Below are 25,377 nucleotides of genomic sequence, written 5' to 3'. Positions count from 1 at the left end.
GCGATGCCGCGACCCAGGATGACCGCAGCCGGCACCTAGGCCTCCTGAATGATCCGCTGCGTTGCGGCGAACAGCTCTTCGAGCACCGGCCGCTGCCGCTCGACTAAGGCAATCTCGTCAGGCGCCTCCGTCCCCTGCAGCGCCTCCTCCAGCGAGGCGAAGCTCTCCTCGCTGAGCTGCAGGAGCCGATCCGACGCCGCCTTCCGCGCCCCTGCGTCCGGTTGCCCACCCGTCCACGGTTCGACCGGTGGCCGGTCCGGCGGCAAGGTGAACGGTGGCGCGATGCCCCGCGCCGCCAGGAAATGGTTGGTCTCGTGGAGGTTGTGCATAGCCCGGCGCGCCTGCTCGATCATCAGTCCGGCGGCAAGGTCACCTAGCGCGAACGTCTCCTGCAGCAACCCGATCAGGATCGCGTAGTTCTGGTCGCTCAGCTGCGCCAGCCTCGCCTCGGAAGTCCCGGGGCTGGCGGCAGCCAGCGGATGCAAGTATTCGTCAACCTGCATCGGCGCCAGATGGCGCTTCACCGCCTTGAACCGTTCGTAGTGCTCTTCGCCTTCGTCGATGATCAGCTTGATCAGCGGCACCAGTCGTTCCTGTTCGGGGAACAGCTCGGGCTGACGCACGATGCTTACGTGCAGTTGCACGTACATCCCGTCGAGGCCTTCATTGATGGACTGGCTGGGCGCCTCCACATCGATGTACCAGTCGAGCTGCGCAGGCGTCAGCCGCTCCAGCTTGAACGGCTGGTCCAACTGCCGCCCAAGCTTGGACGCACGGCCGACTGACGGGGGAGCCTGCAACAGCGCGAGTGCCTCATTGGCCCACCGCATGTGGTGCATCTCGTCGATCGCGACCCTGAACACCTCGTATGCGGCGGCGAAGCGGGCCCGTTCCCCTGCGTCGGCGGCCGAGTCCAGCGTCATCGGCGCCTTGACCGAATAGTGCGAATATAAGTACTCGACACAGAGAGCGTGCTCAACAGTCGCCAGATAGGTCAGCTCACGCACGACGCGGTCACGGTCCCACAGCTCATCGACTTTGGGCGCGGGCGGAGGGACGAAGGTCTCGCTCTCACGGTCGTTAAGCACAATCGGCAACTCGTTCCACGCCCCTGCGATGAGCTCGGAGTATCCGAGCTCCTGCTGCCGTCGAACCTGAGCCCAGCTCTCGAAGTCAGCTGGGGGCACGTCGGCCGGCGGGCTGGTGGTGCGGTCGCTTCGTTGGAAGTTGAGGTACTTATGCTTGCCATCGACGCTTGTCACCACGTCAGGTTTGCTTGCTGCCCAGTAGAAGCAGCCGCAGTCATTGAAGTCGTACTGCCAGGGCGCACAGAGCGTGCTCGTCAGCTCTCCGGGTTCGAACACCTCCTCGAGGACACCACCTTCGTCAAGGTAGGCGGCGCGCTCGCCGACCAGAGCCACGGAGAGGACTAAACCGTCTGATCCTCGTCGAACACGGGGCTGCCCATCATCGAACGTTGCCACGAGGTCATCGAACGCAGCTCGGGACGCTTCGGCGGAGAACCCAGGCTCAGGGCCGAGAATGACCGCGATCCGCCCGGGCAGCAGATCGTGAACGCGCCGCCACACATCGAGGCCTCCGAGGCCGTTGCATCCGATCACCGGAGGCGACTGCTGCTCGGCCGTGGTGAACCCAACCACCGTCCACAACCACAGCGGCAGGTCCTTGTCACTGAGATCGCCGAAACCGGCTTCGCAAGCCTCGAGCAGCGCCCCGTCGCCGCGGTGGAAGGCAAAGCGCAACCCCGGGAAGAAACGTCGGTCCAGGTTCCGCTGGTCGATTTCCAGGCCTGGATAGCAGTTGTCCACCCCGCTCTCCGGCCGTGTCGAGGCGGAGTTGCCGCGCACGATCTGGTCGGCGCGCGCCGTCAGGTTCCGCGGGTAGACCTTGTTGGCGAAAGGGTCCGGTACGGAGTCGGCCATGATTCTCCTAGTCGAAGGTCGTAGCAGTGCTGAGGGGTGTGAGCTGCTCCGGTCGGCCGTTCACGAAGTACTCCGGCCGGCTGTCGAGCAGCTCGACGTAGGCGCGCAGGCAGAACTGCAACCAGCCTCGAATGTAGTCGCAGCCCGGCCGGCCACGGCTGACGACCTCGTGATGGCAACCTCCACCGCAGAGGTAGCGGGCCCAGCACTGCCGGCACGGGTCCATCCGGTCGACATGGCGTTCCGCCAGCATCAACGCCCGCGCACCGTGGTCCGGGCCCGTGCGTACGTCGCCCATGGCGAACTTCGGGTCGTCGACGAAGCGATGGCAGGCGAAGAGGCCGCCGTCGGAGCTTGCGCTGAGGTATCCGGCTGCTGCGCCGCAGGGATACGGCCTGTGACTTCCGCGATGCAGCTCTCCGAGTGCGGTCTCGAAGTTGCCGAACGGGTAGCTACGTCCCGCCTTCAACTCTGCCAGGGCGGTTTCACCACAGTTGACCATTGCGTTCAACAGCCGGGGAAAGTCCTCACCCCCAAGGGCGAGCCGCGGGTCGGGAGAGCTCAGCACGGCGGCGAACCCGACCTCGTCGAAGCCGAGGCCAATGCCGTGCTCGAGCACGTCGCCCAGCTTGTCGATCAGGGGTGGAGTGACCGTGACGCGCGCGGCAAGGTGTTGGGGCCGGCCGTGGCGCTCGAACAACCGCATGCCGGCAATCAGCCGGTCGTAGGAGCTGCCGCCGCCGAGCAACGGCCGCGTCGCATCATGCATCGCGCGGTCGCCATCGAGACTGACTGCCACCGTGAAGGGTAGCTCCGAGAACAGCTTCACGTCCTCTTCCTTGAGTACTGTGCCGTTCGTCGTGATCGTGAACCGAACGGCATGACCGGACGCCGCGGCGGCCTGCACTGCATACCGCGCGGTGGCGTGGACCACGCGGCGGTTGAGCAGGGGCTCGCCACCCATAAAACCGACGACGACCGTAGCGCCCGGCGCTGCTTCAGCCAGCAGCCTGTCAACGGTGGCTCGGGCCGTTTCCTCGCACATCATGCGACGAGCCCCACCGAAGCGTCCCTCGTCGGCATAGCAGTAGCCGCATCCCATGTTGCAGCTCTGGGCGACGGTCAGCGAGATCGCATGCAAGGGGGGCGGGGCCAACGGCGTGCCGTCAATGCGCCGCTTCGTCGAGTCCAGAGCGAAGATCCGGTTGAGTTCGGTTGCGTCGCCCTGCCCGTCAAGTGCGCGGGTGAGCGCCGCGGCGGTGGTCTCGTCCAAGTCGTAGATGCGGCTGCCATCCACAACCAGCACGTGCTCTCCTGCGGAGCTACTGAACGGCCTCAGCTCGGTCCTCAGATTCACGTTTATGCCTTCTTCCTCGGTCCTCGGATTCACGTGAAGGTTCCTTCCTCTGAGTCACGCCGCAACCGGGCAGCCCAGGCGCGCAACAGATCGTACTGGCGTCGGGTCAGGTGCATGGGGTGGCGGTCGGACCCCCGAAAGAGCGCGGGCATCCGGCGGTCGTAGTAGTTGTCGGACGTACCGGGGGGACGGATCACGCGATCGATGAGATCCGGTCGCTCGCGGAGCATGTCTTCGAAGACTTCGAGGGATAGCAAGCGATGGTGCTGCAGCCGACCGATTTCCGTGAGCGGAAGAGGGCGTTCAGCGATCGCATCCGGGCGCTTGAACGCTTTGTCGGCCGCTGCTTCCGGGGGTAGGCCCATGGACGCAGCCACGCCCCTGTTCTCGGCCCGGGCACGTTCGTTCTGAAAGTCCACATTCACCAGAGCCATGGTCTCCCAGACCCGTTCCATCAGGTCCCGGACCTCGTGCGTTGTCGACTCGAAGTCCTCTACAAAAGCAGGGTCGGAGACGTCCAGCCTTTTCACTCGATCCGTGAAGCCGTCGGCGAGCGAGACAATGGGTCGGCGATCCGGAGCATACCTCGGAGGACCGACGGCCACACGCGCGCGCGCTGGCGGAAGCCCGGGCACTGCACAGCGCACCAGCCCGTCGCAGACGTCGTCGATGAAACCCAGGCTTCGGCCTTGGTCGTCGGTGGCGAAAAGCCCGCCCGGGTTCGTTCTCGGGTCCTCGACCAGGCTGAACCCTGCCCACTGCGCTGCCGGGTTGAGTATCCGGTGCTCCCCGGGGATCGGATACTCCATGCTCCGTTCGTCAAGGTCGGTCGGAGCGTACACATGTCCGGCTGCGGGGGTAAATAGGAGTCGCAGCTCGGGGAAATCGGCAGTTGTCTTGGTCACCTGCACGCTGCCGAGCGGCAGTGGGACATCATCATGGACCAACGGTTGCGGGGCATCTGGTGGTGAATGACCCATGAGCGGGCGGCGAGTGGTCTCGTCACCACGGAGCTCCAGATGAGCTGCGATCTTGTCACCGTCGACGAGGGTCATGTGGTATGCCTTCATGTTGGCTACATCGACGGTCCACGTGACGTCGCCGATCGAGATACCCGCCTGGTTAAGCAGCGAAACGGTGATCGGACCGGTCGCCTCCTGGCCACCCTCGGTCCAGCGGCCATGCAACTCGAAGAATGTGCAAACGGGGCGGATACCCACTTCATCGCGAAAAGAGACCGCCTCCGGCACCCCTGCGGTGATAGTTCCGTCTTGTGCGACGTGCAGCGTCTCTGCCGGGAGAATTGTCGTCTTGCCGGTTCCCCGAGGGCCCACATCATTGGGCCCCCACTGGAAGTTCGGGCAGGGAATCGGCGACGGGCCGAGCCGCGCAATGCCAAGCGGTGGTAGCAGCCAAACCTCCGCCAACATGACCTGGTCTCCGGCCACTGCGCCCTCCTAGGATCTGGTGCAGTAGAGGCTCTCACGGTTGCCGCGGAGGGTCAAGGCTTCCGCCCAGGGGTCAACTTTCCCCGGGGTTTCCCCGATGCTCCTACTGACGGTGTAGCCGCGCGGGTCACGGGTGCAAAGAGGAATTTGGTCGTCACTGAAGCTTCCCTTCCGGTATCGGTGGAATCTGCAAACGACTTTGCGGCAGCCCGTTGTCCTCGGAAGTCTTGAGGCACGCCCGATCCGGGCAATAACTCCACCGAATTGAGCTTGCGGCGCAGCTCACGGCCCTGCCCCGTTGCGGTGCACGGTCAATATGCTTCCCGGATCGGCTGTTGGAGCCTACACTGTTGGCTGAGCGCGCGATTTATTTGAGCCTTAAGCATCAGTCGATTGCGGGGAATCGGGCTATGAACGCTGCACACGGATACGTCCAGCGGAGGAAGGCAACGGCTTGGGCGCCGCCAGAGAAACCGCCTGGACCGGCCGACCTGGCAGCGGCGCGGGAGATCCTTGCTCCTGCGACCCTTTACCGGTTTGTGCAGGGAGTTGACGCCGGGCCTGAGGTGATGAAACCTGAGCAGCGCAGCGGGCTGAATGATCCCATGGCTGCCACGTTCTTCAACAAGGGCCTCTTCCCGCTAACACTCGGCGACGTCATGGCCGGTTTGGATGACGCCGGCGCCGTTCCGGGCGTGAAGTCGTATCTGGTAGGCGAGACGGGACAGATCCCGCCGGATGAGGCGCCGCAGCTGGAACGTGATTTTCGCTTCGCGATTGTTCGCGGAGGCGATTCGAAGGCTGATCTCATGATCAGCACGAGTGCCGCAGACGCGTCGGAAGCGGCCTTTCTGCAGATAGCGTCATGGGATGATTCCGCCGGCGTGTTCAACTACTACATGCGGCTCGACGCGACCTGGGTGTGGTCCGGTAATTCCTATACCGCGCTGGCCCCGGAATCCCGCGGACAGGCCTGCTTCGACAGCCATGCCAACGGCAGCGTCGTCATGAAGGAACTGACGGCGCCGTGGATGCACTGGCAGTCGCAGAATTCGACCATCCTGCTCGCCTCGGACAGCCCTGTCCGGTCCAGCCCGTATTACCAGTCGCCGCCGCTCACCGGAGCCGAGGATCTGGAGACGACGGTGCGGGCTGCCGTCGACCGCTGGACCGTCGCCCGACTGAGATCGGCGACCGCGAGCGAAACGATAGAACACCCCGACTGGCTGTTACGTCAACTGTGCACCAGCACGACCGTCAATCTGGCCACCAGCCCTGTCGAGTTCAAAACGCTAAGCGCGGACGCAGCCTTCTCGCCGCCGCTGGGCTTGTGGTTCAACAGCGAGGCGCTGTTGAACACCTTGGCCATCCCTGCGGACATATCCCTTCCCGCTATGAACGGAGGGGACTATCTGCACGGCGTCTCGAAATACGAATTTGCCCTCGAAGCCGAGGGATTCACCCGGAAAGGGGACAGCTTCTTCGCTTTCGCCGTTCCCGTTCCGGCTTTCGAGGACTTGAACGTGATAGACCACCTGGTCGCCTCCGGGACTATCAGTGCCAAGTTTGCCGCATGCGTGCTGATGGTTGACTTCTGCAACCCCCTTTTCAGCGCCCGCAGAACCGCACTCATGAGGTACTGTCCCACAGGATCCACCGCCCCGGACGTCCTGACATCCACGATTGCGGACGCCATTGTCACCGCGGCCGGCCACCTGACCAAGACGTCGCCGGAGTTCGAATTCGCCGCCTACTGGATGCTGACTGACGAAGCATGGCCTAAGGAATTTGCCCAAAAAATCGAACACTACATGACCTCCGTGAACCGTCGAATCGCCACCCCAGCGGGCGTTGATGACTATATCCGTCTGTCCGAATCCCGTCGCCGCGAATTCAAGGCCATGAAAATCAATGAGTTCACCCTGACTCTCCCCGTCACCAATATTCCCGCCAACGCCCCTCTGCTGGACACACGACCCGACGGCACCGTTGGCCCCAGAACCCCTGACCTGAAGTGACACACTGAAAGGAAAACTCATATGCCTCACCTTGCCAGCTTCGACCCTCCCGGAAACCTGACAGATCTGGACGCCGCAGGGCGTCAGGCGTGGAACGACTACATCTCCCAAACCACGGACCGTTCCATCCAGGGCCGCCCGGATCACACAAACGACAGCCCCCGGGCCCAGTACTACAACCTGACCAAGGCCGATACGGACGCAGACGCCGTGGACCACGACGTCAGCTGGATCGCCTTCCCCCGCCAGGTCAAGATCCGGGCCACGTCCGACAGACAAAGGTGGGAGAGCGCGGACGCCTCCAGGGACGTCCAGGACGAATACTGCGAATGGAGCGTCACACGCAATGCCGACGGAAAGATCACCAGAGTCGACTTCACCTGTGAAGGCCCGGAGTACTGGGAGGTTTTGTCCCGGACCAGTCCGGACACCGTCGTCGCCCTGTACCGGGAATTCGTCAAAGACAGCGTCACGAAGGAGGACCTGTTCGATGGATCCGGCCAATACATCCACCGCAACCGATGGAACACGGACACGGTCAACGGGGCAATGCACCTCGTCCAGGCAGCCAATACCCTTGGCGCGGAGATCGAACTGGTCGCGGGAGCCACTATTGTCAGGGAACAAAACGGGCGCCTCCTTACGGGTGAGCAGGAACTCATCGCCTGCGGCCAGTACGGCGCTCGCCAGCGCAACAGCGATCCCCATATCGGCGGTGTGGTGAATTCCGTCGCTCGCATGAAAGCGGACCTGTCGCTGGCCAATCCGGTAGGCCTGTACTTCAACGACCTCTCCGTTGCCGGGTGGCAAACGCCGGACGGATCCGACCCCAAGGCCAACTGGAAGTATGTGCGCGGAGACAAAACCCACCCCGTGCGGGCGGTCTACGAGGTATCCGAGAGCAGTGGCTTCACCGTCTCGGACATCAAGATCCTCGGAAAACCCATCGCCTACGCTGCACAAATTGCGGACTTCATCTCGATCAAGGCGACCGTCTTGGCCTGCCGTTTCGGTCGGAGCATCGTTCAGCCTATGACGGCATGCGTCGACCAGGCCGACGCCGCTTTCGCCGGCTTCAGCATGGAGTCCGTGGGCAAGCTGGACGTCCCCGTAGCGCTCCGCATGCTTTGATCCGGAGAAAGCTGTTGAAGCACTATTGGTCCTGGCGGCCCGGGCGGTGTTCCGCCGCAGGGACGGACCCCCGGACACGCCTCACTATCAGATCCATCTGCACATACGCGCTTTCGGAGCACAAAAGACACGAGTTCTAACCAGGTCCACGTGGGGATCGAATCCGTCATTCTCACCGAGGACACAAGCGCATTGCAAGATCCAATATTGGCTCCCCCTATCGGCCCGGCAGCCTGGAATCCCTTACTGTCTCGCCACGGAGGTGCTCGATCTCGGCTGTCTGGGACATCGGGATTTCTCCCCCGTTTTGCTCGGCTTTGGAACTAGCTATGGCATCAAATCGCTCAGAAAGGGCGGGATCCGGGCGGACGCCGAGTTCATCTTTTAGGTGCCGGGCAAACTCCTGGTAGCAGCGAAGAGCCTCGTATCTGTTGCCCTGCAGTAAATGGGCGCAAATCAGGGCGTCGGCGGCGGATTCCCGCAAGGGCTCGGCTGCGAGTGCGGCGAGTCCGGCTTGGGCGGCAAGGTCATGGTGCCCAGCGGCTGCCATCGACCGACAGGCAGCCTCTAGAGCTTGCACCCGGAGTAGCCTAAAGGCGTCCTGAGCACGGGTTGCCCACTCCTCGTGCCAGCCCGGCAGGACGTCTTCGGACAGCGTTCCGATCTCCTCGAGGGTTAGCTCATGTCCTTCAAGTGATTTTGCGGCCGTGAGTCGCACTCCGGGGAGGTCTACTTCCGCTTGGAGCATCAGTTCCTCCCCCAGGGAGTCGATCCACCCTTCCGGCACCTGCCACAGTGCTCTGCGGACATTGGCGCGTGCGTGCTGCTCGGGCTGGTCCGGCCACAGTTGGCCCGCTGCCCTTCCACGTGTCACTGCATCCGGGTGCAGAGCGAGATAGGCCAGAATCCGTCGTCCAGGCAAGGACAATCGGATCATTGGATGCAATCCAAGTCTGCCTATGACCGAAACCCGTCGGCCATTTGTGGAGATCCCCATGGCACGGGCGCCCCTTCAGAACGCTAGTGGAATTCATCCCAATATGGCCACCTCTAAATTCCCCTGTCAAGACGTCGTTGACCGGACACAATACAGACGAAGCACGGACTTCATACGGGCGATCCCGCAGTCCCATAGGAACGGTCGGTGCGCGACCAGCCGACGCGTGGGGCATATTGCTGGACGTTGAGACGATACGGAAAATAACGGGTCGGGGCGTGCACTTAAGGCAGGCATATTTTCCGCTCGTGTAGGGAGTATCTGATGTCGATTGCCCAGGAATCTGCCTCCGTCCCGGTATCGGTGGGAACCGATGATGCAAATCCTTTTGCTGACGTTCCACCGGCTGTCAGGCCCACGACGATGGAACAGGGCTTCACCTCGTGGACGGACAATGAATCACCGTTCAGGGAGGAGGATTACGCGGTTGGGGAGTCTGAGTTCAGTACCGCTTTGTCCACCGCATTCTACGAGTTGCGTGATGAGGGCTTTGATGCCGCCGTCGCGCACCTGGTTGCCGAAACTGAACAGCTGGTGGAAGACAGGTTCCAAGCGGAGGGCGCCATCTACGGCACGGAAAAGCAGCGGCTGGCGGAAGCACATTTGTCTCCTGTGGGTCTTGCAGCCGAACAGTATGTGGACGCGCTAAGCGAGGGCCTCGCCGACCTGGATATTTCCTCGCTTGGCGGTTCAGGCCTCTCCGAGGTACTGGACGGCTTCGATCCTGTCCTGAGCGGTCAGTCCCCTGCCGGCGAAGATTTTCTAGGCAGTTTAGTCAAGAAGGCCAAGAGTGCTGTCAGCACCGCGGTCAGCGCAGCCAAGAAAGTAGGCAGGAAGCTGGCGAGCGCGGTCGTTACAGCAGCGTTGCGGAAGCTTCGGGCGTTGGTACGTCCTCTGCTCAGGCGGGTCCTCGCTTTCGCCATCGACAAGCTGCCGGTGCCTTTGCGGGGACCGGCGAGGTCTTTAGCGCAGCGCATCAAGCTCGAATCTGAGGAGGGTGCCGTGGACGGCGACCTTTACGCGCCAGCGATGGGCCTGGATCTGCTGTCATTGGCTGAGTCCTTTGACGCTGCCCTGGCCGGTGCTCTTTTCGAGGTTCAGTCCTCGGTGGGCGAACCGTCTTCGTTCGCCGAGCAGGAAACCGGCGCCGAGGAAGGCTTAGGCGGATCCGAATTGGAAGCTCTGGCAGCGGCACGCCAGGAACTTGTCGAGCACATAACGCAGGCGGAGGACGGCGAGGACCTAACGCCGGCGATCGAACAGTTCGTCCCGGTTCTATTGAGTGCCCTTCGAGTCGGCATCAAACTTGCCGGCAGGAAGAGGGTGGTGAACTTTCTTGCCCACTACGTAGCCCGGATTATCGGCCGATGGGTCGGTCCTCAGCTATCCCGCCCACTCTCCACCGCCATTGTGGACACCGGATTGCGGCTGGCGACACTTGAGCAACCTAATTTCGGCAGGCCGCCGACAGATCTGGGACCTGCGCTGCTCGGTGCCACGATCGAAGATACTGTCCGACAGTTGGCGATGACCGAAGATTACATGCTTGAGGACGAGGACTTGATGCAACTGGCCGTCTCTGAGGCCTTTGACTCCGCCGTTGCCACCAACTTTCCTGCCGGCCTTATCCGGCCGGGCCTGCAACAGGCGCCGACGCTCGGGGGATCTTTCCTGCCGATGCTCATCAGCTCGGCGCATCCGTATCGCCGTTACACCAGATCCCCACAGATTGAGCTGACACCGCAGTTGGCCAACGCCGTCATGACCTTCGGAGCCGTTCCCCTGGGCACACTGCTGCGCGCGGCAGGCACCGCGCTCCCGCAACGGTTCCGGATCCACATCTTCGAGGCCATGCCCGGAACGTCGCTCTCCCGGCTCGCGCGCAACGAAGGACACTCCCCATGGCTGGGGTTCAATATGGCTGTCGACGAAATCCACCCACTGACCAGCATGGTCTCGGGGCTGCTACTTCAAGAACCCGGCTTGGGTACTGACGTCCCGGATGGCTATTTAGGCTCGCGTCACCGGATCGCAGTCGGACAGCGATTCTTCTTCCTCGAACCCCTGGAGGGCATGGCACGATTCGAAGCAGAGGCCGGACGGATGGCCGCTCCTACCCCCTCACGCCGCCGCATCAGCGTGAACCTTGCCCACGCAAGAGTCATGGGGAAGTTCTACCTCTCGGAATCAGAATCCCAGCAGATCGCCGCTGCGATCAAGAAGGGGCATGGCGTCCCAGCCTTGCTGAAGGCACTCGTTGCCGGTACCACGCTGGCCCCACGCGGGGAAACCGAGGAAATCGAAGAAGAAGAGAGCGGATTCACGGCCGGTTTGCTCCGCAGCCTCGCACCCAACATCCTCCGAGTCCTTCGACGTCGCATCCGCGCATGGTGCGCCACCGCCATCGCTGACTGGGCGCGACAGCGCAGCGGGGAATTTGTACGGGCAGCCTCCGATCCCGCCGAAGGAGTCACCGTCCGCGTCGAACTTACGGCCGTACCAGGGCTGAATCTGGTACGCGACGCCCGGGCCGGACGGCTGGGACCGGATGCGCTACGCGGGGTATTTAGCGGGACTGCCTTCAGGGGCACCCCGAACCCCGTCGTCACCGTGACAGCGGGGCGTATCCGCTGATGGAGACTCTCACACCACCTCGGGAATTGCTCGTGGCCGAGGATCTGCAGCGCCAGACCGCCCATTGGCTTGCCGCGGCCACAACATTCCTTGACGCAGAGGAATTCGCCGCCGAACCAGCTTGGCGATCCTTGGAGCAGCACATCGGGCTGCCACTCCGCAGCCAACTGGCTACTATCGTGCGAGAACTGATTACCTTCGGACAGCACAGCCAAAGACTGGCTGGCCGAGCCGCTCACGACCCTGAGCTGCTCTCAGAGGCTCAGCGTAGCGTCCAGCAGTTCCGCCAGCGCTACACCCAGGTGGAGCTGACCCTGGACTTCTTCGGAGACGCAGTCAATTCCCGCACCAGCGGACCGCTAAGGGCCGCACTAAGGACTTTGGACATGCTGGCCACCGCCAGCATGGACGAAGTCCTAGCCGCCGCTCGGCTTCCGGTGCCGCCCGCACTCTGCTATTTGGACCACGGCACAGGCGCTTCCATCCTCCGTGCGGGCATCAGACTGTGGACGCCAGGGATGCTCAACCCCGTCGCAGCCATCAAAATAGTCCGCCACAACCTCTATCGGCCCACCTCGTTGTTCCATGAATCCGGGCACCAAGTCAGCCACTTAACAGGCTGGGCTCCCTCCCTGGGCACCGCAATACAGAACGCCCTGTCCGATGACCCGCGACTGCAGCGGATGTGGCAGCCGTGGAGCTCGGAGATCGCCGCCGACGTCTACGCCTTCCTGCACACCGGCTTCGCCTCCGTCGCTGCCCTCTACGACGTGGTCGGAGATACTCGAACGCTGACCCGATGGCCGATCGGTGATCCCCACCCCATTGGCTGGCTAAGGACGCTCCTGGGCTGCGCCCTGTGCCGCGCCGTCTTCGGAAACGGGCCGTGGGACCGACTGGAAGAGGCCATGCTGGCGAACTATCCGTCCCACCGGGCCGACCTGGCAGTCGCACCGTTACTCACGTCCTCCGCCGCCCTAATTCCCAGAATTGCGAACGCATGCCTTACCGCGCCGGTCCCCGCTCTGCGTGGGGAGCCGATGGCTCGAATTCTGGATCCCGAACGAGTCTCGCCGTCTGCCCTGGCAGAACTGGAACGCAGCTCGGGCGCCGCGTTGTGGCGATCCCCGCACTATAGGCGCACAGAAGGAATCCGCATTGTCGCGCTCGCCGGGCTGCGGGAGGCAGAGAACCCGGCCGCTGCCGCCTTCTGGATTGACCGAGCCAGAAACTGGATGACCGATTGGCACGCCGTCAAAGATGGATCCTGGAGGAAGTAATGGCCACTGCAAACAAAAACCAACCCAGCTCGGCTTCGGATAATAAGCAACAGCCTGGTCCGGACCTGGCAGGGGAAATTCACGAACTAAAGGCACAGCTGGCCGATCTGCGGGCACAGTACGGCACGGCAATGGGCCTGAATTCCATCTCTGGAGGCTTGGCCGAAATCGCCGAGCTCATAGCTCCTTTGCGGCGCCTCGTACCGCCAGTCCCCGGCCAAGAGTTAGATCGCTGTACAGGCTTGGCCTTGGCCTCGCTCCAAATGGCGCTAGCCCGTCCAAGTTGGATCGGCATCGATTCGCTGGGCAGGTGCGAACCGCCCTTGGGATTTATCGGCGAACCGAAGTGCGCCGACAGTATAGAAACACCGGGAAACGTCACTGAATTAGGTGAAACAGCATGATCCAGCAACTTGTGCAAAGACTAGTAGGCCTAGGAGCCGGAACCATTACGACCGAAGAGGCCGCAGCCCAGGTGCTTCTGGCTGACCCCATGGACCTAGTGCTCCATATGGAACAGATCTGGCAAGCCGCTGCACCTTGGGGCCCGAGCACCGCCGCACCACCTGTCACCACCGGTCCCGGCACCGTCAAAACGACGGGCATCCGCGAAAGCCTCTGGAAACTGGGCGCCTTCTCCGACTCGGCACCGCGGGTAGTGCCGGCGCCCCCGTGGGACCACCTCATCTATGCGTTCGCCTTGGAGAACACCCGCGCTTACCAGATCCTGCGCAAGGTGGTGAAGGAATTCCGCACCGGGGAATCCTTGGGCATCCCCTCGGTCTCCACCCAGCGCTGGCTGGATGCCACCGAAGGCCTCCTCCTCAACGCATCCAACATGTTCCCGGCCTGGCTGTCCACCTCAGAGGTACGCCGGACCAGCGAACAAGTTCGGCGCAATCTGTACTGGAGGGTGCTGGGCATGGATCTGGCCTTCGGCGACGAAGACAACAAACCGTTCACCTATGACAAAGCCAGCGTCGCAAACAGCACCTTCGTAAAGCTCTTCGAAGAGCTACTCTTCGAGATCTGGCAGGCCATGACAAACACCCGAAACACCTCCGGAGCGAACGTGGCCGACAACGACCGGATCTACAGGCTGGCCGAACAGCTTACGTTCATACTCCGGGCCCGAAGGCAGAACCAGTTGCTGGCCCGCGAGGAACTAGCCGCCACCACCGTTCTGGGCTGGGCAGAGCTCACCCTGAGCACAAACACGCCGTTAGTGCTCGATCTGCGCGCCCAAGCCACCAGCGCCGCGGACCGACTGCGGATCATCGGCGAGCGCGTAGGCATATCCCCGCATTCCCGTTCGGCGTCGTTCTTTGCCATGGCCTCGGATCTCTCGCTCTTCCTACGTACGTTGGAGGCCGGTTTCGTGACCGGGCCCCAGTTTGCGTGGCTCTTCTACGCCGAAACCGCGCCGGCGCCCCTGCCCGCCGGGGCCACGCTATTGACCGGCAGCGCTCGCCGGATCATTACAGAATGGTCGGCCGCTACGGGCCGGGACCTTAAGCAGCGCGTCCTCGATGTACGTGTCGCGCCGCAACTTCCCGTGCTGACACGCTGACAGTCGATCGGCACCGAAGGGAGAATCTGATGGCATCCAACAATGTGGGGCCGTTTCCGACTTCCGGTCTCGATGAATGGGGCTTCGAGTCCCCTTTCGCCCAGGCTCAAGACTTTGTGCGCGCGTCCAGCGGCCAGGAACGTGGCAACGCCCCCTGGGATGATCTGGAACAGGACGCGTTGGCGTGGGACTGTCCGGCTTGGGAGAACCAGCCCTCGCTCGATTTGGACGGAACCGCGGCAGGCATCTCCGATGAGACTGTGATGACCGAGGAATCGGAGGCGGAGGTCACGGAGTCGGAGGAATTAGCAGGCGCGGACGGCGACGAAGCATTCTCTGAAGGGGAAAGCTTCGTCGCCGAAGCCTTCCCCTCCGGCGCTGTACTGCAAGCCGTTTCCGGTCCCACCGGAAAGGGCCAGGAGCACTGGGATCCGAACGGCTCGGAGGAGCCGCTGTACAGTACTGGACCATCCACCCACGGTATTAGGCTCTCAGCTAATTTCACAGTCAAAGAGCTCGTCACCAGCGGGGGCCAGAGCGCCGTACTGGCTCGTATTTCCCCTGCACTCGTTCGTTTGCTGCAGGCCATCCGCGATCGTGCCGGTAAATCGGTGAAGATCACCTCCGGTTACCGCTCATGGGCGCGCAACAAAGCGGTGTACGCAAGACGCAGCGCCAAGCCCACCCTTAGCCGACACTGTTCGGGGCAGGCTGCCGACATCAAGGTTGCAGGGCTCACGGGGCTGCAACTAGCGCAGCTTGCCATCGACGCAGGGGGACCCGACCTTGCCATCGGCATTGGTGCCGGCTATATCCACATCGATGTTCGCGGCAGCTGGACTGCCTGGACGTACTTCGGAAAGGGCAGCGCCAAAGACCGGGCCACACTCACCCAGATCCGCGCCTACCGGGAAGCACGCGGGCGCATCCCGATGGATCAGAAAGCCTACGCCACCGGCGAAACCTGCCCGAAGCCGCTAGAGGGTGGGGAATCAGAAGATGGAGGCGGGCTGGGCGAAGACGATCCCCAGGCGGGCGGTGCGCCCCAGGACTATGGCTCCGAAGACGGCCCCAGGACTATGGCTCCGAAGACGGAGGCGGGCTGGGCGAAGGCGATCCCCAGGCGGGCGGTGCGCCCCAGGACTATGGCTCCGAAGACGGAGGCGGATACGAGGTGCATTTCGCGCCTGCCCTACAACTGTTCGAGCTTCAGGCCGCGGAGGATTCGTCCGGCGTGCTTGGTCGGCTGCGCGGAAGCCTGGCTTTCGTTTTCGGACCGCCGCTGAAGCGTGGAAGCCGGGGGGACGCCGTCGTCGCGCTGCAGACCGCACTGACCCGGCTCTCGTTCCGGGTGGGCGTCAACGCCGATTTCGGGGCGGACACGGACAAAGCGCTCAAGGCGTTCCAAGCCAGTGCGGGTCTGCAGCCGACGGGAATCACTGACGGCTTCACCCGTCAGGCTATCCTCTCAGCACTGGCCGCCATACCGGCGTCCCGCCCGTTCGTGCCTCCTGCGCCCCCGACCCCAGCGCTAACCCAACCCAGGTCACTATTCAGGCCTTGTTGCCTACTCAGAACGAAGTCGCTTAAAGGAGTGGCTACACGGGGCGGCCATGCCTCCGACGATCCTGGGATCGTGTACACGGGCAAGGCAGGATTCGTCGACCTTGGTCATCTCTGGGACCTCGCAGACATCACCGCCTTCGCTTACCAGCAGATTCACGCAGCCAACGGCGCAACCGGCACAAAAGTCCAAACCGCGGAAGGTACGGCAACGCTGACCAGCACCGCACCCGCGAAGGAATGGCTGCGTCTTGCCCAAAGCATTGCTTTTGATGACGCCCTAGGACATGAGATCGCTTCGTACGACTTGGTATGGATGGTGGGCATGCACAACTCCGCCTTCTCGCCCGAAGACCTGTGCTCCAACTATCTCGGCACACTCGTCGCGGCTCGCGCCCTCACCGCAGGGGGGTCCTTCGCCACCGAAGTCGAAAACCAGCTCAAGGTGCTTCTGTCTGACCTGAATGCCCAATCGGAAGCTGAAACGCAAAAGGCATTTAATCGAATCTCCCGGCGGTGGGTAGATGTCAGCCTCAGTTGGGACGACTCCGCATACCTGGTGCGACGCAACTTCACTCGTTTCCCGTGGAAAACCGGGCATTCCAGTGACGCGCCCACGCCCGCGTTCGTCGTGGCCCCGTTCAGGCTTTCGAGTACCTACGATTACCGTCACAAGGGCGGATTCAGCCAAACCGACTTCTCCACAAAGATCTCCGCTATCAAGGTAGATGCAGCCTCTAGGTACGGATCCACTTTCGACCGCCCTTGAGGCATACGCTGCCTCCGCGCATGCAACAGAAGAACGTCGCGGCGGGTGCTTGGACCTGCCTGCACTCTTCGCACTGCACGAACACCCGCGTTGCCCGATGGGCCCTGGACCGGACCAGTTCAGCCGTACGGCTACAAGGTCTGGTGCGGTGGTTTGCGTGGCTGACTCTTCTGAGGGGGTGGGGCTGGCTGCTGAACTAGGCCCCCCAAAAGTGAGGGCTGCTCCCGGGCCGGGTTCAGCCATTACTTTTCTCCAACTTATGTATCACAACAGTATTGACACCCGCGCTTATCTCTGCCTAATATGTTTATGTCAGATCAACAAATAAGCAAGGGGAAACGCCATGGCTCACAACATCGAAACCTTCCAGAACGGCAAGGCCGCTTTCGTTTCCGCCCGTCAGGACGTATGGCACCGGCTCGGTACGGTCACCGAAGACGCCATGACCGCTCAGCAGGCGCTGGAGCTCGCGCTGCTCACCAACTGGAATGTCCGCAAGGTGGCCCTCCGCACCGAACCGATGCTCTCCGAGGAAGGCGTCACCACCCTGAACATCCCAGACCAGTTCGCCACTGTCCGCACCAACCCGGTCAGCGGAACCCCGGATGTGCTCGGCGTCGTCGGCAAGAAGTACCAGCCGATCCAGAACGAGGAGCACACGGATCTACTCAACGCACTCGTGGACGAATCAGGAGCCCACTTCGAAACCGCCGGCTCCCTGAAGGGTGGACGGGAAGTCTTCGTCACCATGAAGATGCCGCAGCACATGAACATCGGTGGAATCGACGCAGTCGACCTGTACCTCGCGGCCCTCAACAGCCACGACGGCAGCTCCGCCTTCCGCTTCCTCGTCACCCCGGTCCGCATCGTCTGCGCCAACACGCAGGCAGCGGCCCTCAAGTCGGCCCGATCGACCTTCTCAGTCCGCCACACCAGCGGGGCCTCCGCATCGCTCGCACAGGCGCGACAGGCTCTGGGGCTGACCTTCAAGTACCAGGAAGCCTTCGAGGTGGAGGCCGAACGCATGATCCAGCAGACGCTTACCGATACCGCGTTCATGGGCATCATGGACCGCCTGTTCCCGGCACCGGCCGCGGACGCTCCGGCTTCCACCCGCCGCCGCCACACTGACCAGATCAACGAACTGGGACGGCTCTTCGCTGACGCCAGCACCAACGAAACCATCCGTGGAACCCAGTGGGCAGGCTACCAAGCAGTCACAGAGTACATCGACCACTTCGCCCCCGCCCAGCGGACCAAGTGGACCAGCAGCACCGGAACGGCCCGGGCCATGCGGTCCCTCAGCACCCCGGTCCTAAACCTCAAGTCCCGAGCCTTCGAACTCCTGAAGGCCTAGGCCCCATCAGCTGGGGCTGGCTACTAGGCCAGCCCCAGTATCGCCTTCAGAAGACAACACACATAGCAGGACACCGAGAATTCATGTACGAGTCCCACCTCTCAGTGACAGCACGGCCAAGGAAGTAGCCGCCGAATCCTGGGACGCCATCATCGACGGCGCCCTGGGCTGAACATGACGTCGAAACAAAAACGGCTGCACGTTCAGACTGGCCACGCGTAGCCCCGGCACTCCACAAGATCTAACCGCTATCGCCAGCGGTCGTACTCGGCCAAGGCCTCTGCCAGCACCACGAGCTTCTCCTCGAAGGGATCTCGCTCGCCCTCCTGGGCGGGCTCCCAGCCCCATGCCTGCCGATCGCGGGAGTTCCGGAAGTCCGTCTCCCAGATGAGCTTCCTGTCTGCCCAGTTGTAATCGCCGATGTAGCGGCCCGGTGAGGGTCGGCTCCGCCCGTCGTAAAGGAATTGATGAGCCAGCGCCATCCGATATTCTGCCTTTGCGCTCGCCGCTTTGAACTCGGCAGGATCCCCAATAAGGTCGGCAACCAATGAAGCCGTGTCGGCAGCTATCAGTTCACTGATTGGAAAGATCCAGCTTGTACTGTTCCAGCGGGGCATTGCCTTGGCCAGATCATGACTGACAACGACGTGATCCTGGAGGGCGAGAAACGCAGGAACTTGGGAATCGGAGAACTGGCCCTTCCATGTGGGTTCCGATGCGGCCCGGATAAAGACGTCCTCTCTGCCGTGGGTGACAGCCATCAGCGCTATTGCCCGCAACACCAACAAGGCTGGATAGTGGGCCAGCCCTATCCAGGCCTCCTGGTGGAGCCCCGAGACTTCGGTTCGTGCTTTTAAGAGGCGCTGGAGTGCCCACACCCAGAGTTCGGTATGAACGCGGTCTCGGTCGAGCATGACGCCTGTTGAGACGAGCCGGACCAGGATCCGGCTCACGCGGCACAACTGCAAGCAGGAATCTTCATACGCCGCAGCGAACTCTGCGTTCGTTGTTACACCGTCAGGGAAGGTCTGCCCCCTCACCCGCACTGCTTCGGCGATCTTGTCGATCTCGTCTTCCAGCAGATCCCTGATCTCGACGTATGATTCGCGGTGCGGCAGCAGCTTCTTCAGCCGGGAGATGGCCATTTCCTCAGTCAGGGGCGGCGCTGCGAGTGAGTCGAGGGCCTCGAGCCGGTGCAACAGATCAGGGAAGAATTGATCTGCTGTCACTCCCCTGACAATTCCGGATCCCTGCTGTTCAGCCAGGTTCCCCGCGGCTGCCCCCAGAGGGTGGAGGGTCGACCAGTGCATGGGGTAGCGGCGTGATCGCCGGCCTTTGATTGCACGAACAAGAGCATGGTCCCAATCCGCAGACCAGCCGTTGATGACCAGTCCATAGTTTTCGAAGACCTCTTGAAGAAGCTCCTGCATTGCTGGGCTGTAATCACTGAGCTCTTCGACCGTGTTCTTCTGGACGAGCGAGCGATAGTCACCATGAATTTTTACAACTGTGCACCCTGCGTGGGCCAGTGGCATTCTGGCCTCTACATCGCTGTCGCCCGCGATCACCTGGTGCGGCACGCTGGCCGCTTCAAGCGCCTGCTCAATCAGTCCGTCGAAGTTTGTGGTGACGATGACTCGAATGTCCCCGCGCCGCACCAGTGCAGCAATCGCGTGATGTGCCTTACCAGGGACTTTGAGACCTTCGGCCCGTTCATCCTCGGTGGGCTCAAAATACTGATTCAACAAGGCGCTGCGCCCGGCCGGCGTCGGTCCAAGGTTCTCCAGAAGGTTGGAATATCCGAGCGTCTCCCCGTCTCCGTGTTTACCCCACCAAGCCTCGACCTCGTCGTCAGTCGGCGGCTCGCTCAACGCGCTTCCTTCGGCGGCCGCCGCCTTGGAGACGAGATCCTTCATGACGCCCCACCCTGTTGGCATCCCTACGCCAGTGGACGTCCCCGATCCGACCAGCAGCGCGTATACGCCGGGCTGAGCGTGCATGGACACGGCAAGGCTAATTCGAGGGTCAATGCTTCGGGACGTAGGCGTAGTCATAGGGCCAGACTACGACGTCGGGGCTTCGACTCCACGGAACAAATGTTCCAGCGCCCAGCGGGCCGACAGGGAAGGGCTCTGCAAGTCCGATTGCAGAAAGACTGCCGCTGCCGCCTACACAGCTATGGAGACACAGAGAATTTCACTAATCGCAACTGTATTGACACCATGCCCCAAGCCTGCCTAATATGTTTATGTCAGATCAACAAACTGATAGGTTGCAATTGAACAAGACTCTGGACATCGAGGAACTCAAGATCCTCCTCGGCCACGCTCAGGACGACGTCACCGCTATGGAAGCCATCAACGCCACCAGCGCAGCCGCCGCGTACTACGCCATCGAGAGCACCATCCAGCGCTTTATCGACGCAGCCTAACCAAAGCAGAGCCAAGGAGACCCCTGTGCAGTACATCCCCGGACGCTTCGACATCGAAGTCAACGCCACCAAACTCGCCCACGCCGACAGCGTCCTCATCATCGTCACCGCCGAGCCCAACACCTTGCCCTCCAACTTCACCACCAAATGGAAAGAGATCACCCCCGGCTACATCGAGGAACTCAACGGCGAAATCCCGGAAGTACTCATCCCACATATCGCGGCCGCACTCCCCCGCGTAACCACGCAGGAAACCCTAGGCCTCCGGGCCGACGGAACCCGCTACCTCACAGTCTGATTACACCCCCGGCGAGCGCCTCGCGCGCTCGCCGGGGACGGATCCGCCAAGGAAAGGCGTAATCATGAGCAGCATCTGGTACATCAAAGCACGCAGCCACCCCCTCGTGGCTGCAACCAGGTACACCGTTCCTGGTACCGACGAGATCCTCGTCGACACCGTCGTCAGGGAGGACGGGAGCCCCGTAGTTCTCATAGAAACCGCGGGCAACCCCGAGTTCAGCATCTGCGTCAACAACGCCTCGGTGTGGGATCCGCGCACCGATCCCGAAATGATCACCAATCCGGCCGACCTTGAGTTCCTCCCGCACGGTTCCCTGCTGGTCAAGGAAGATCATCCATTCCTCCTCGTCCGGCCAGGGGAACACGACGTCTCCATGCTGCGAAGCCTTGACTTCGATGCATACCCACCCGTGGAGCAGTGCCTCCCCGCCCGGCTCCTATTCCGGCCCGGCGACAGCCAGCTGCGCCGTGCGCTCCCCGAAGGAACCCTCCCATGAGCTCTTACGGAGCTCCACCGAATCACTTTCGCGTGACCGACTACCCCCGCGCCTGCGAGCGCAAGGACGGAAGAAGACCCACCACGGTGCCAACCATCCACCCACCGCCCCCGAAGCCGGACACCTGATCGAGGACGCAATCGTGATCTACCTCGTCAGAGACCAGGAACGATGGGCGATCGATCCCAGCACCATCGAACGGAGACCCCCTCGAAAGCGCGCTCCTGGACAATGCCAAGATCACCGCTGACTGCACCTGCGGCCATCCGGAAGAGCACTTCCTGATCGAGCAATGCCGCAGTCATCCCGAGATGAAACTGCCCACAGGCGAGCTCCTCTTCGCGCTCGCCGACGCGTTGGGTTACATGCTCAGAAAGGACACCTAATGGCATCCAGCAGCAGCCCTTCCCAGTGGCTCCGTGGCGAAACTGAAGCTACGAGGGCCCGTGCGCACATCACTGAGCTGGTGCGCTCCCAGAAGGCGTCCTTGCGGTCGATCAGCCGCGCGGCGGGCGTCTCGTCCGCTGTCGTGCAGCAGATCCATTCCGGGCGCCAGGGAAAGGTTTCCCGGCACTGTGAAAGGCTCATTCTCGATGTGACTCCGGAGCGCATTCTCCAGACGGCCGGCGGGCGCAACTTCGTGCCCAAGACCGGAACACTCAGGCGTCTGGAGGCCCTGCAGGCAATTGGATGGCCCTTGGCGTGCATCAGCGAGATCGCTGGCGTCAATACCGAAGATATTCGACGCAGCCGGGGCCCATGGGTGCAGGCGGCGCAGGCTGCTGCCATCGGGGTCACGTACGTGCGCCTCTCAGATCGCCGGGGGCCCTCCAGCCGAACGTCCATCCGCGCGGCCAAGTTGGGCTATCTGGGCCCAATCCACTGGGATGACGACACGATTGACAATGCCACGGTCTCTCCCCTGGAGATGCTGCCCCAGCCTAGGAACGCTGAGGCCCTCGTCGAAGACGTCGACTTCCTGATCCGTACCGGCCGCTCACTGCACGAGATCTCAGAACGGCTCGGCCGGCCATGGCCAACAATCGCACGTCGACTCTACCGATACGGCCGCCATGAACTCATCGCCAAAGCCGTACAAGCCAGTTGAATAGGCACCCCCAAAGGCGCCTACACATTACGCACCCAGACGATGCCCCGTGGAAAGGAAGCTATGTGACCGGAAAACCGACGTCGTGCCAGCTGTTCATCCTTTCGGGCTCGCAAACTCTGGAGCTCAGCTGGATTTACTCCTCGTCTAAATCCGGGCAAGTCTCCGTTGCCCGCGCCACATCAACGGGATTCGGGGTCAGGCAAGACAACGTCTGCACAGACTTGGAATCCGTCGCCGAACAGGCGCACGAGGCCTGGAAACTGCTACACGCAGAACCGATCTCTCCCACTGGGCGACACCTCGGCTCCAACCACCCAGTTACCGCCCCCATCGAACCTCTGCCCACCTACAAAGGAACCAACCATATCGAAACAGCCTTTAACACAAAGCGCGCCCCGACACCGTCTGTCACAACTCCGACGAGCCGAACCCGGAACGAACTCCGCGCCGCCATCCTCGACTCCTTACGCCACGTCGACACAAGCGCGCCGCTGTACCTTACCGCAGACATCCTCAACGACGCCCTCCTGCCCCGCTTCCGCTCCTGAACCCAAGGACCGAGGATGCTTATTATGCGGTCGCGGGTCACTGAAGTGGGGGGACGACCGGTGATCGTCTTCGGCAATGGAGGCACGATTCGGCCATGGGACCTCGGGACCGGGCAGCCGCTATTTGCTCTGCCCCTGGGAGCTTCTATCAGGGCCGTTTGATTTCCCTAGGTGGCGGAAGGGCTAATCGTCTTAGAACTTGATCCTGAAATGATTCTACGAGCGTAGGGAGCTTCCTCAACAAACGATTCTTTATCTAGACGGGAACGGCCGATCCGACGCTACCTGCGCCACCATCACCACCGCCGGTCAGAGGATCTTTCCTGGTATGTCACAGTCTCCACAAACATTTTCTGACGTTAATAGGCTGAAAATACGGTGACAGCACCTGATTGTTCTCCAAGTACTACAGTAGTCTTCCCATTGTTCTGCACTGTCTGAAGACAAGTGGGTTGTGATTCCAATGCCGCCATCTGTAATTGCTCGCCGGTAGCCAGATCCCACATCCGAACGGTTACATCAGGCCCCTCACGGAGCCGGTCAAACTTGGTGTTCCATGTGGGTGTGGGTGTGGTTACATCCTGCCCCGTTGTGATCGCGCGGGTGCCATCGGGGGTGATGGCCACCGCGGCCACCCTGTAGGTGTGGCCGATGAGTGTGTGGAGTTGTCTTCCGGTGGACAGATCCCAGACCCGGGCGGTGTGGTCTTCGCCGGCGGTGACAACACGGGTGCCGTCGGGAGTGATGGCCACCGCATTCACCTCGCCTGTGTGGCCCGTCAGGGTGTGCAGTTGCCTCCCGGTCGACAGATCCCAGACCCGGGCGGTCTTTTCCATTCCGGCGGTGACAACACGGGTGCCGTCGGGAGTGATGGCCACCGCATACACCTCGCCTGTGTGGCCCGTCAGGGTGTGCAGTTGCCTCCCGGTCGACAGATCCCAGACCCGGGCGGTGTGGTCTTCGCCGGCGGTGACAACACGGGTGCCGTCGGGAGTGATGGCCACCGCATACACCTCGCCTGTGTGGCCCGTCAGGGTGCGCAGTTCTCTTCCGGCCCTGAGACCCCAAATCCTACCTTTCAGATCCCAGACCCGGGCCGTGCCGTATGGTTCCGCGGTGACTGCACAGGTGCCGTCGGGAGTAATGGCCACCGCATTCGCCCAGCCTGCGTAACGATCGAGGGCATAAAGTTCTCTTCCGGTGTCTAAGTCCCAGACTCGGACAGTGCCATTCGTTTCGACGGTGAGGGCGGAGCCACGCGGCGTGATGACGACCCCGCTCACTGTGTCCTCGTGGCCGGTGAGAGCGTGTAATTCGGCGCCGGTGTCAAGGTCCCAAATGCGGGCGGTCCCGTCGTAACCGCGGCCTCCCCCGGCGCTGATGGCGCGGGTGCCGTCGGGAGTGATGGCCACCGCGTACACCGGGTCCTCGTGGTCGATAAATTTGCGGCTATCGTTGCCGCCGCCGGCCTGCAGATCCCAGATGCGGGCGGTTCCATCCTGGCCTGCGGTGATCGCCCGGGTGCCATCGGGAGTGATAGCCACAACCATCACTGAACTGGTATGTCCTTTGAGAATGTAGACTTCTTTTCCGGTGTTCAGGTCCCAGATCCTACCGGTGCCGTCGTCACTGGTGGTGACGATGCGGGTGCCGTCGGGAGTGATGGTCACAGCGAACAACCACCGAGAGTGGCCGCTGAGGGTGTGCAGTTCCGCGCCGGTATCAAGGTCCCAGATCCGGGCGGTCTTGTCCATTCCGGCGGTGACGACACGGGCGCCGTCAGGAGTAATAGCTATTCCTCTTACATTTCCGGTATGGCCCTCAAGGATGTGCAGCACTGTGCCTGTGGCTAAATCCCAGATCTGCCCCGTATGATCCGGCCCATTAGTGACGGCGCGGGTGCCGTCGGGGGTGATAGCCACCACGCTGGGCTCGCCGGCGAGCGTGTGTAGTTCGGTGCCTGTGGCTAGATCCCAAATCCGCGCATTCTGGTCCGGTCCTGTGGTGACAACACGGGTACCTTCGGGGGTGACAGCCACGTCCCACATCCCGCCATACTCCCCACCTGCATTGCCAGCGAGAATGTGCAGTTCGGTGCCGCCCGCCAGATCCCAGATCCGAGCAGTGCCGTCTGCCCCTGCGGTGACGACACGGGTACCGTCCGGGGTGACGGCCACAGCGTTTACTCCACCTTCGTGGCCAGTGAGAGCGTGGAGTTCGGTGCCGCTGGCCAGATCCCAGATCCGGGCAGTGCCGTCTGCCCCTGCGGTGACGACACGGGTACYGTCCGGAGTGACGGCGACAGCGTTTACTCCACCTGCGTCGTGATGGAGGCCTCCATCTTCATGGCCTCGATGGTGGCAACGGTGTCGCCGGCATTCACGGCGTCGCCCGTGCTGCTGGATGAGGAGGCCGGCCAGCGG

At 62.4% G+C, this 25,377-nt stretch carries 19 protein-coding genes and 2 pseudogenes; 13 read left to right on the top strand and 8 right to left on the bottom strand.

Features of this window, described 5'->3' with window-relative positions; all coding sequences use genetic code 11:
• Positions 1-35: 35 nt before the first annotated feature.
• From ASF98_RS08675 to ASF98_RS08665, 3 genes are all read right to left on the bottom strand, one after another.
• Positions 36-1,943 (bottom strand): LodA/GoxA family CTQ-dependent oxidase, encoded by a 1,908-nt coding sequence (locus ASF98_RS08675; RefSeq protein ID WP_055800323.1) that lies wholly within the window; start codon positions 1,941-1,943, stop codon positions 36-38.
• 7 nt (positions 1,944-1,950) lie between these two features.
• On the bottom strand, positions 1,951-3,249 hold the full coding sequence (locus ASF98_RS08670) for a radical SAM/SPASM domain-containing protein (protein ID WP_200939328.1): 1,299 nt from the start codon (positions 3,247-3,249) through the stop codon (positions 1,951-1,953).
• Positions 3,250-3,329: 80 nt separating this feature from the next.
• Entirely contained in the window at positions 3,330-4,748 is a 1,419-nt protein-coding gene (locus tag ASF98_RS08665; protein ID WP_055800317.1) for a hypothetical protein, read from the bottom strand.
• A gap of 350 nt (positions 4,749-5,098) precedes the next feature.
• Between ASF98_RS08665 and ASF98_RS08660 the strand changes: the two genes are divergently transcribed.
• Positions 5,099-6,766, top strand: a complete 1,668-nt coding sequence (locus ASF98_RS08660) for a hypothetical protein (RefSeq protein WP_156372346.1) — start codon at positions 5,099-5,101, stop codon at positions 6,764-6,766.
• Between the two features lie 21 nt (positions 6,767-6,787).
• A complete protein-coding gene (locus ASF98_RS08655; protein ID WP_055800311.1) occupies positions 6,788-7,897 on the top strand; it encodes a hypothetical protein in 1,110 nt (369 codons plus the stop codon).
• Between the two features lie 217 nt (positions 7,898-8,114).
• On the opposite strand, the gene ASF98_RS08650 is transcribed toward ASF98_RS08655, so the two are convergent.
• Positions 8,115-8,645: an AfsR/SARP family transcriptional regulator gene (locus tag ASF98_RS08650; RefSeq protein ID WP_235505734.1), complete on the bottom strand. Its 531-nt coding sequence runs from the start codon at positions 8,643-8,645 to the stop codon at positions 8,115-8,117.
• Between the two features lie 513 nt (positions 8,646-9,158).
• On the opposite strand from ASF98_RS08650, the gene ASF98_RS08645 reads away from it, so the two are divergent.
• From ASF98_RS08645 to ASF98_RS08620, 7 genes are all read left to right on the top strand, one after another.
• Positions 9,159-11,528 carry a hypothetical protein gene (locus ASF98_RS08645; RefSeq protein ID WP_156372345.1) on the top strand — a complete coding sequence of 790 codons (2,370 nt, stop codon included), beginning with the start codon at positions 9,159-9,161 and terminating at the stop codon, positions 11,526-11,528.
• Positions 11,528-12,808 carry a hypothetical protein gene (locus ASF98_RS08640; RefSeq protein ID WP_055800305.1) on the top strand — a complete coding sequence of 427 codons (1,281 nt, stop codon included), beginning with the start codon at positions 11,528-11,530 and terminating at the stop codon, positions 12,806-12,808. The genes ASF98_RS08645 and ASF98_RS08640 overlap by 1 nt, the downstream gene beginning before the upstream one ends.
• Positions 12,808-13,212, top strand: coding sequence for a hypothetical protein (locus ASF98_RS24110; protein ID WP_156372344.1), 405 nt, complete (start codon positions 12,808-12,810; stop codon positions 13,210-13,212). The genes ASF98_RS08640 and ASF98_RS24110 overlap by 1 nt, the downstream gene beginning before the upstream one ends.
• Positions 13,209-14,378, top strand: a complete 1,170-nt coding sequence (locus tag ASF98_RS08635; RefSeq protein WP_055800302.1) for a hypothetical protein — start codon at positions 13,209-13,211, stop codon at positions 14,376-14,378. Before ASF98_RS24110 ends, ASF98_RS08635 begins: the two co-directional genes overlap by 4 nt.
• A 29-nt stretch (positions 14,379-14,407) precedes the next feature.
• Positions 14,408-15,664, top strand: a complete 1,257-nt coding sequence (locus ASF98_RS08630; protein ID WP_055800299.1) for a YcbK family protein — start codon at positions 14,408-14,410, stop codon at positions 15,662-15,664.
• Positions 15,553-16,710 carry a DUF4056 domain-containing protein gene (locus ASF98_RS25065; protein WP_082506768.1) on the top strand — a complete coding sequence of 386 codons (1,158 nt, stop codon included), beginning with the start codon at positions 15,553-15,555 and terminating at the stop codon, positions 16,708-16,710. Before ASF98_RS08630 ends, ASF98_RS25065 begins: the two co-directional genes overlap by 112 nt.
• Positions 16,711-17,053: 343 nt before the next feature.
• Complete coding sequence (locus tag ASF98_RS08620; protein ID WP_055800294.1) at positions 17,054-18,067, top strand: DUF932 domain-containing protein; 1,014 nt, start codon at positions 17,054-17,056, stop codon at positions 18,065-18,067.
• A 248-nt stretch (positions 18,068-18,315) separates the two neighbouring features.
• Here the strand turns inward: ASF98_RS08620 and ASF98_RS08615 are convergent, their stop codons facing one another.
• Entirely contained in the window at positions 18,316-19,983 is a 1,668-nt protein-coding gene (locus tag ASF98_RS08615) for an SIR2 family protein (protein WP_235505730.1), read from the bottom strand.
• Positions 19,984-20,345: 362 nt separating this feature from the next.
• Between ASF98_RS08615 and ASF98_RS24105 the strand changes: the two genes are divergently transcribed.
• The 4 genes from ASF98_RS24105 (at position 20,346) to ASF98_RS08595 (ending at position 22,403) form a co-directional block, all read left to right on the top strand.
• Positions 20,346-20,498, top strand: a complete 153-nt coding sequence (locus tag ASF98_RS24105) for a hypothetical protein (protein WP_156372343.1) — start codon at positions 20,346-20,348, stop codon at positions 20,496-20,498.
• A gap of 25 nt (positions 20,499-20,523) precedes the next feature.
• The gene (locus ASF98_RS08610) at positions 20,524-20,796 is read left to right on the top strand and encodes a hypothetical protein (protein WP_055800290.1); all 273 of its coding nucleotides are present in this window, start codon (positions 20,524-20,526) and stop codon (positions 20,794-20,796) included.
• Positions 20,797-20,860: 64 nt separating this feature from the next.
• On the top strand, positions 20,861-21,295 hold the full coding sequence (locus tag ASF98_RS08605; protein ID WP_055800287.1) for a hypothetical protein: 435 nt from the start codon (positions 20,861-20,863) through the stop codon (positions 21,293-21,295).
• 385 nt (positions 21,296-21,680) lie between these two features.
• Positions 21,681-22,403 carry a hypothetical protein gene (locus ASF98_RS08595; protein WP_055800282.1) on the top strand — a complete coding sequence of 241 codons (723 nt, stop codon included), beginning with the start codon at positions 21,681-21,683 and terminating at the stop codon, positions 22,401-22,403.
• Positions 22,404-23,313: 910 nt separating this feature from the next.
• On the opposite strand, the gene ASF98_RS08585 is transcribed toward ASF98_RS08595, so the two are convergent.
• The 3 genes and pseudogenes from ASF98_RS08585 to ASF98_RS25150 form a co-directional block, all read right to left on the bottom strand.
• Positions 23,314-25,002, bottom strand: coding sequence for a WD40 repeat domain-containing protein (locus tag ASF98_RS08585; protein WP_268760424.1), 1,689 nt, complete (start codon positions 25,000-25,002; stop codon positions 23,314-23,316).
• Positions 25,003-25,074: 72 nt separating this feature from the next.
• Positions 25,075-25,242: pseudogene (locus ASF98_RS25155) on the bottom strand (hypothetical protein); the annotation flags it as partial.
• 26 nt (positions 25,243-25,268) lie between these two features.
• Positions 25,269-25,377, bottom strand: a pseudogene (locus ASF98_RS25150) (biotin/lipoyl-containing protein); the annotation flags it as partial.

Source organism: Arthrobacter sp. Leaf337 (assembly GCF_001423745.1).
In the GTDB taxonomy this organism is placed as follows: domain Bacteria; phylum Actinomycetota; class Actinomycetes; order Actinomycetales; family Micrococcaceae; genus Arthrobacter.
This window is presented reverse-complemented; position numbering and strand designations above follow the sequence as displayed.

Bases quoted from the DNA above. Each gene is read 5' to 3' on its own strand.
- ASF98_RS08620 (WP_055800294.1), top strand. From the start codon at position 17,054: ATGGCTCACAACATCGAAACCTTCCAGAACGGCAAGGCCGCTTTCGTT.
- ASF98_RS08630 (WP_055800299.1), top strand. From the start codon at position 14,408: ATGGCATCCAACAATGTGGGGCCGTTTCCGACTTCCGGTCTCGATGAA.
- ASF98_RS08615 (WP_235505730.1), bottom strand. From the start codon at position 19,983: ATGAAGGATCTCGTCTCCAAGGCGGCGGCCGCCGAAGGAAGCGCGTTG.
- ASF98_RS08640 (WP_055800305.1), top strand. From the start codon at position 11,528: ATGGAGACTCTCACACCACCTCGGGAATTGCTCGTGGCCGAGGATCTG.
- ASF98_RS24110 (WP_156372344.1), top strand. From the start codon at position 12,808: ATGGCCACTGCAAACAAAAACCAACCCAGCTCGGCTTCGGATAATAAG.
- ASF98_RS08605 (WP_055800287.1), top strand. From the start codon at position 20,861: ATGAGCAGCATCTGGTACATCAAAGCACGCAGCCACCCCCTCGTGGCT.
- ASF98_RS08595 (WP_055800282.1), top strand. From the start codon at position 21,681: ATGGCATCCAGCAGCAGCCCTTCCCAGTGGCTCCGTGGCGAAACTGAA.
- ASF98_RS08635 (WP_055800302.1), top strand. From the start codon at position 13,209: ATGATCCAGCAACTTGTGCAAAGACTAGTAGGCCTAGGAGCCGGAACC.
- ASF98_RS08655 (WP_055800311.1), top strand. From the start codon at position 6,788: ATGCCTCACCTTGCCAGCTTCGACCCTCCCGGAAACCTGACAGATCTG.
- ASF98_RS08645 (WP_156372345.1), top strand. From the start codon at position 9,159: ATGTCGATTGCCCAGGAATCTGCCTCCGTCCCGGTATCGGTGGGAACC.
- ASF98_RS08650 (WP_235505734.1), bottom strand. From the start codon at position 8,645: ATGCTCCAAGCGGAAGTAGACCTCCCCGGAGTGCGACTCACGGCCGCA.
- ASF98_RS08585 (WP_268760424.1), bottom strand. From the start codon at position 25,002: ATGTGGGACGTGGCTGTCACCCCCGAAGGTACCCGTGTTGTCACCACA.
- ASF98_RS08675 (WP_055800323.1), bottom strand. From the start codon at position 1,943: ATGGCCGACTCCGTACCGGACCCTTTCGCCAACAAGGTCTACCCGCGG.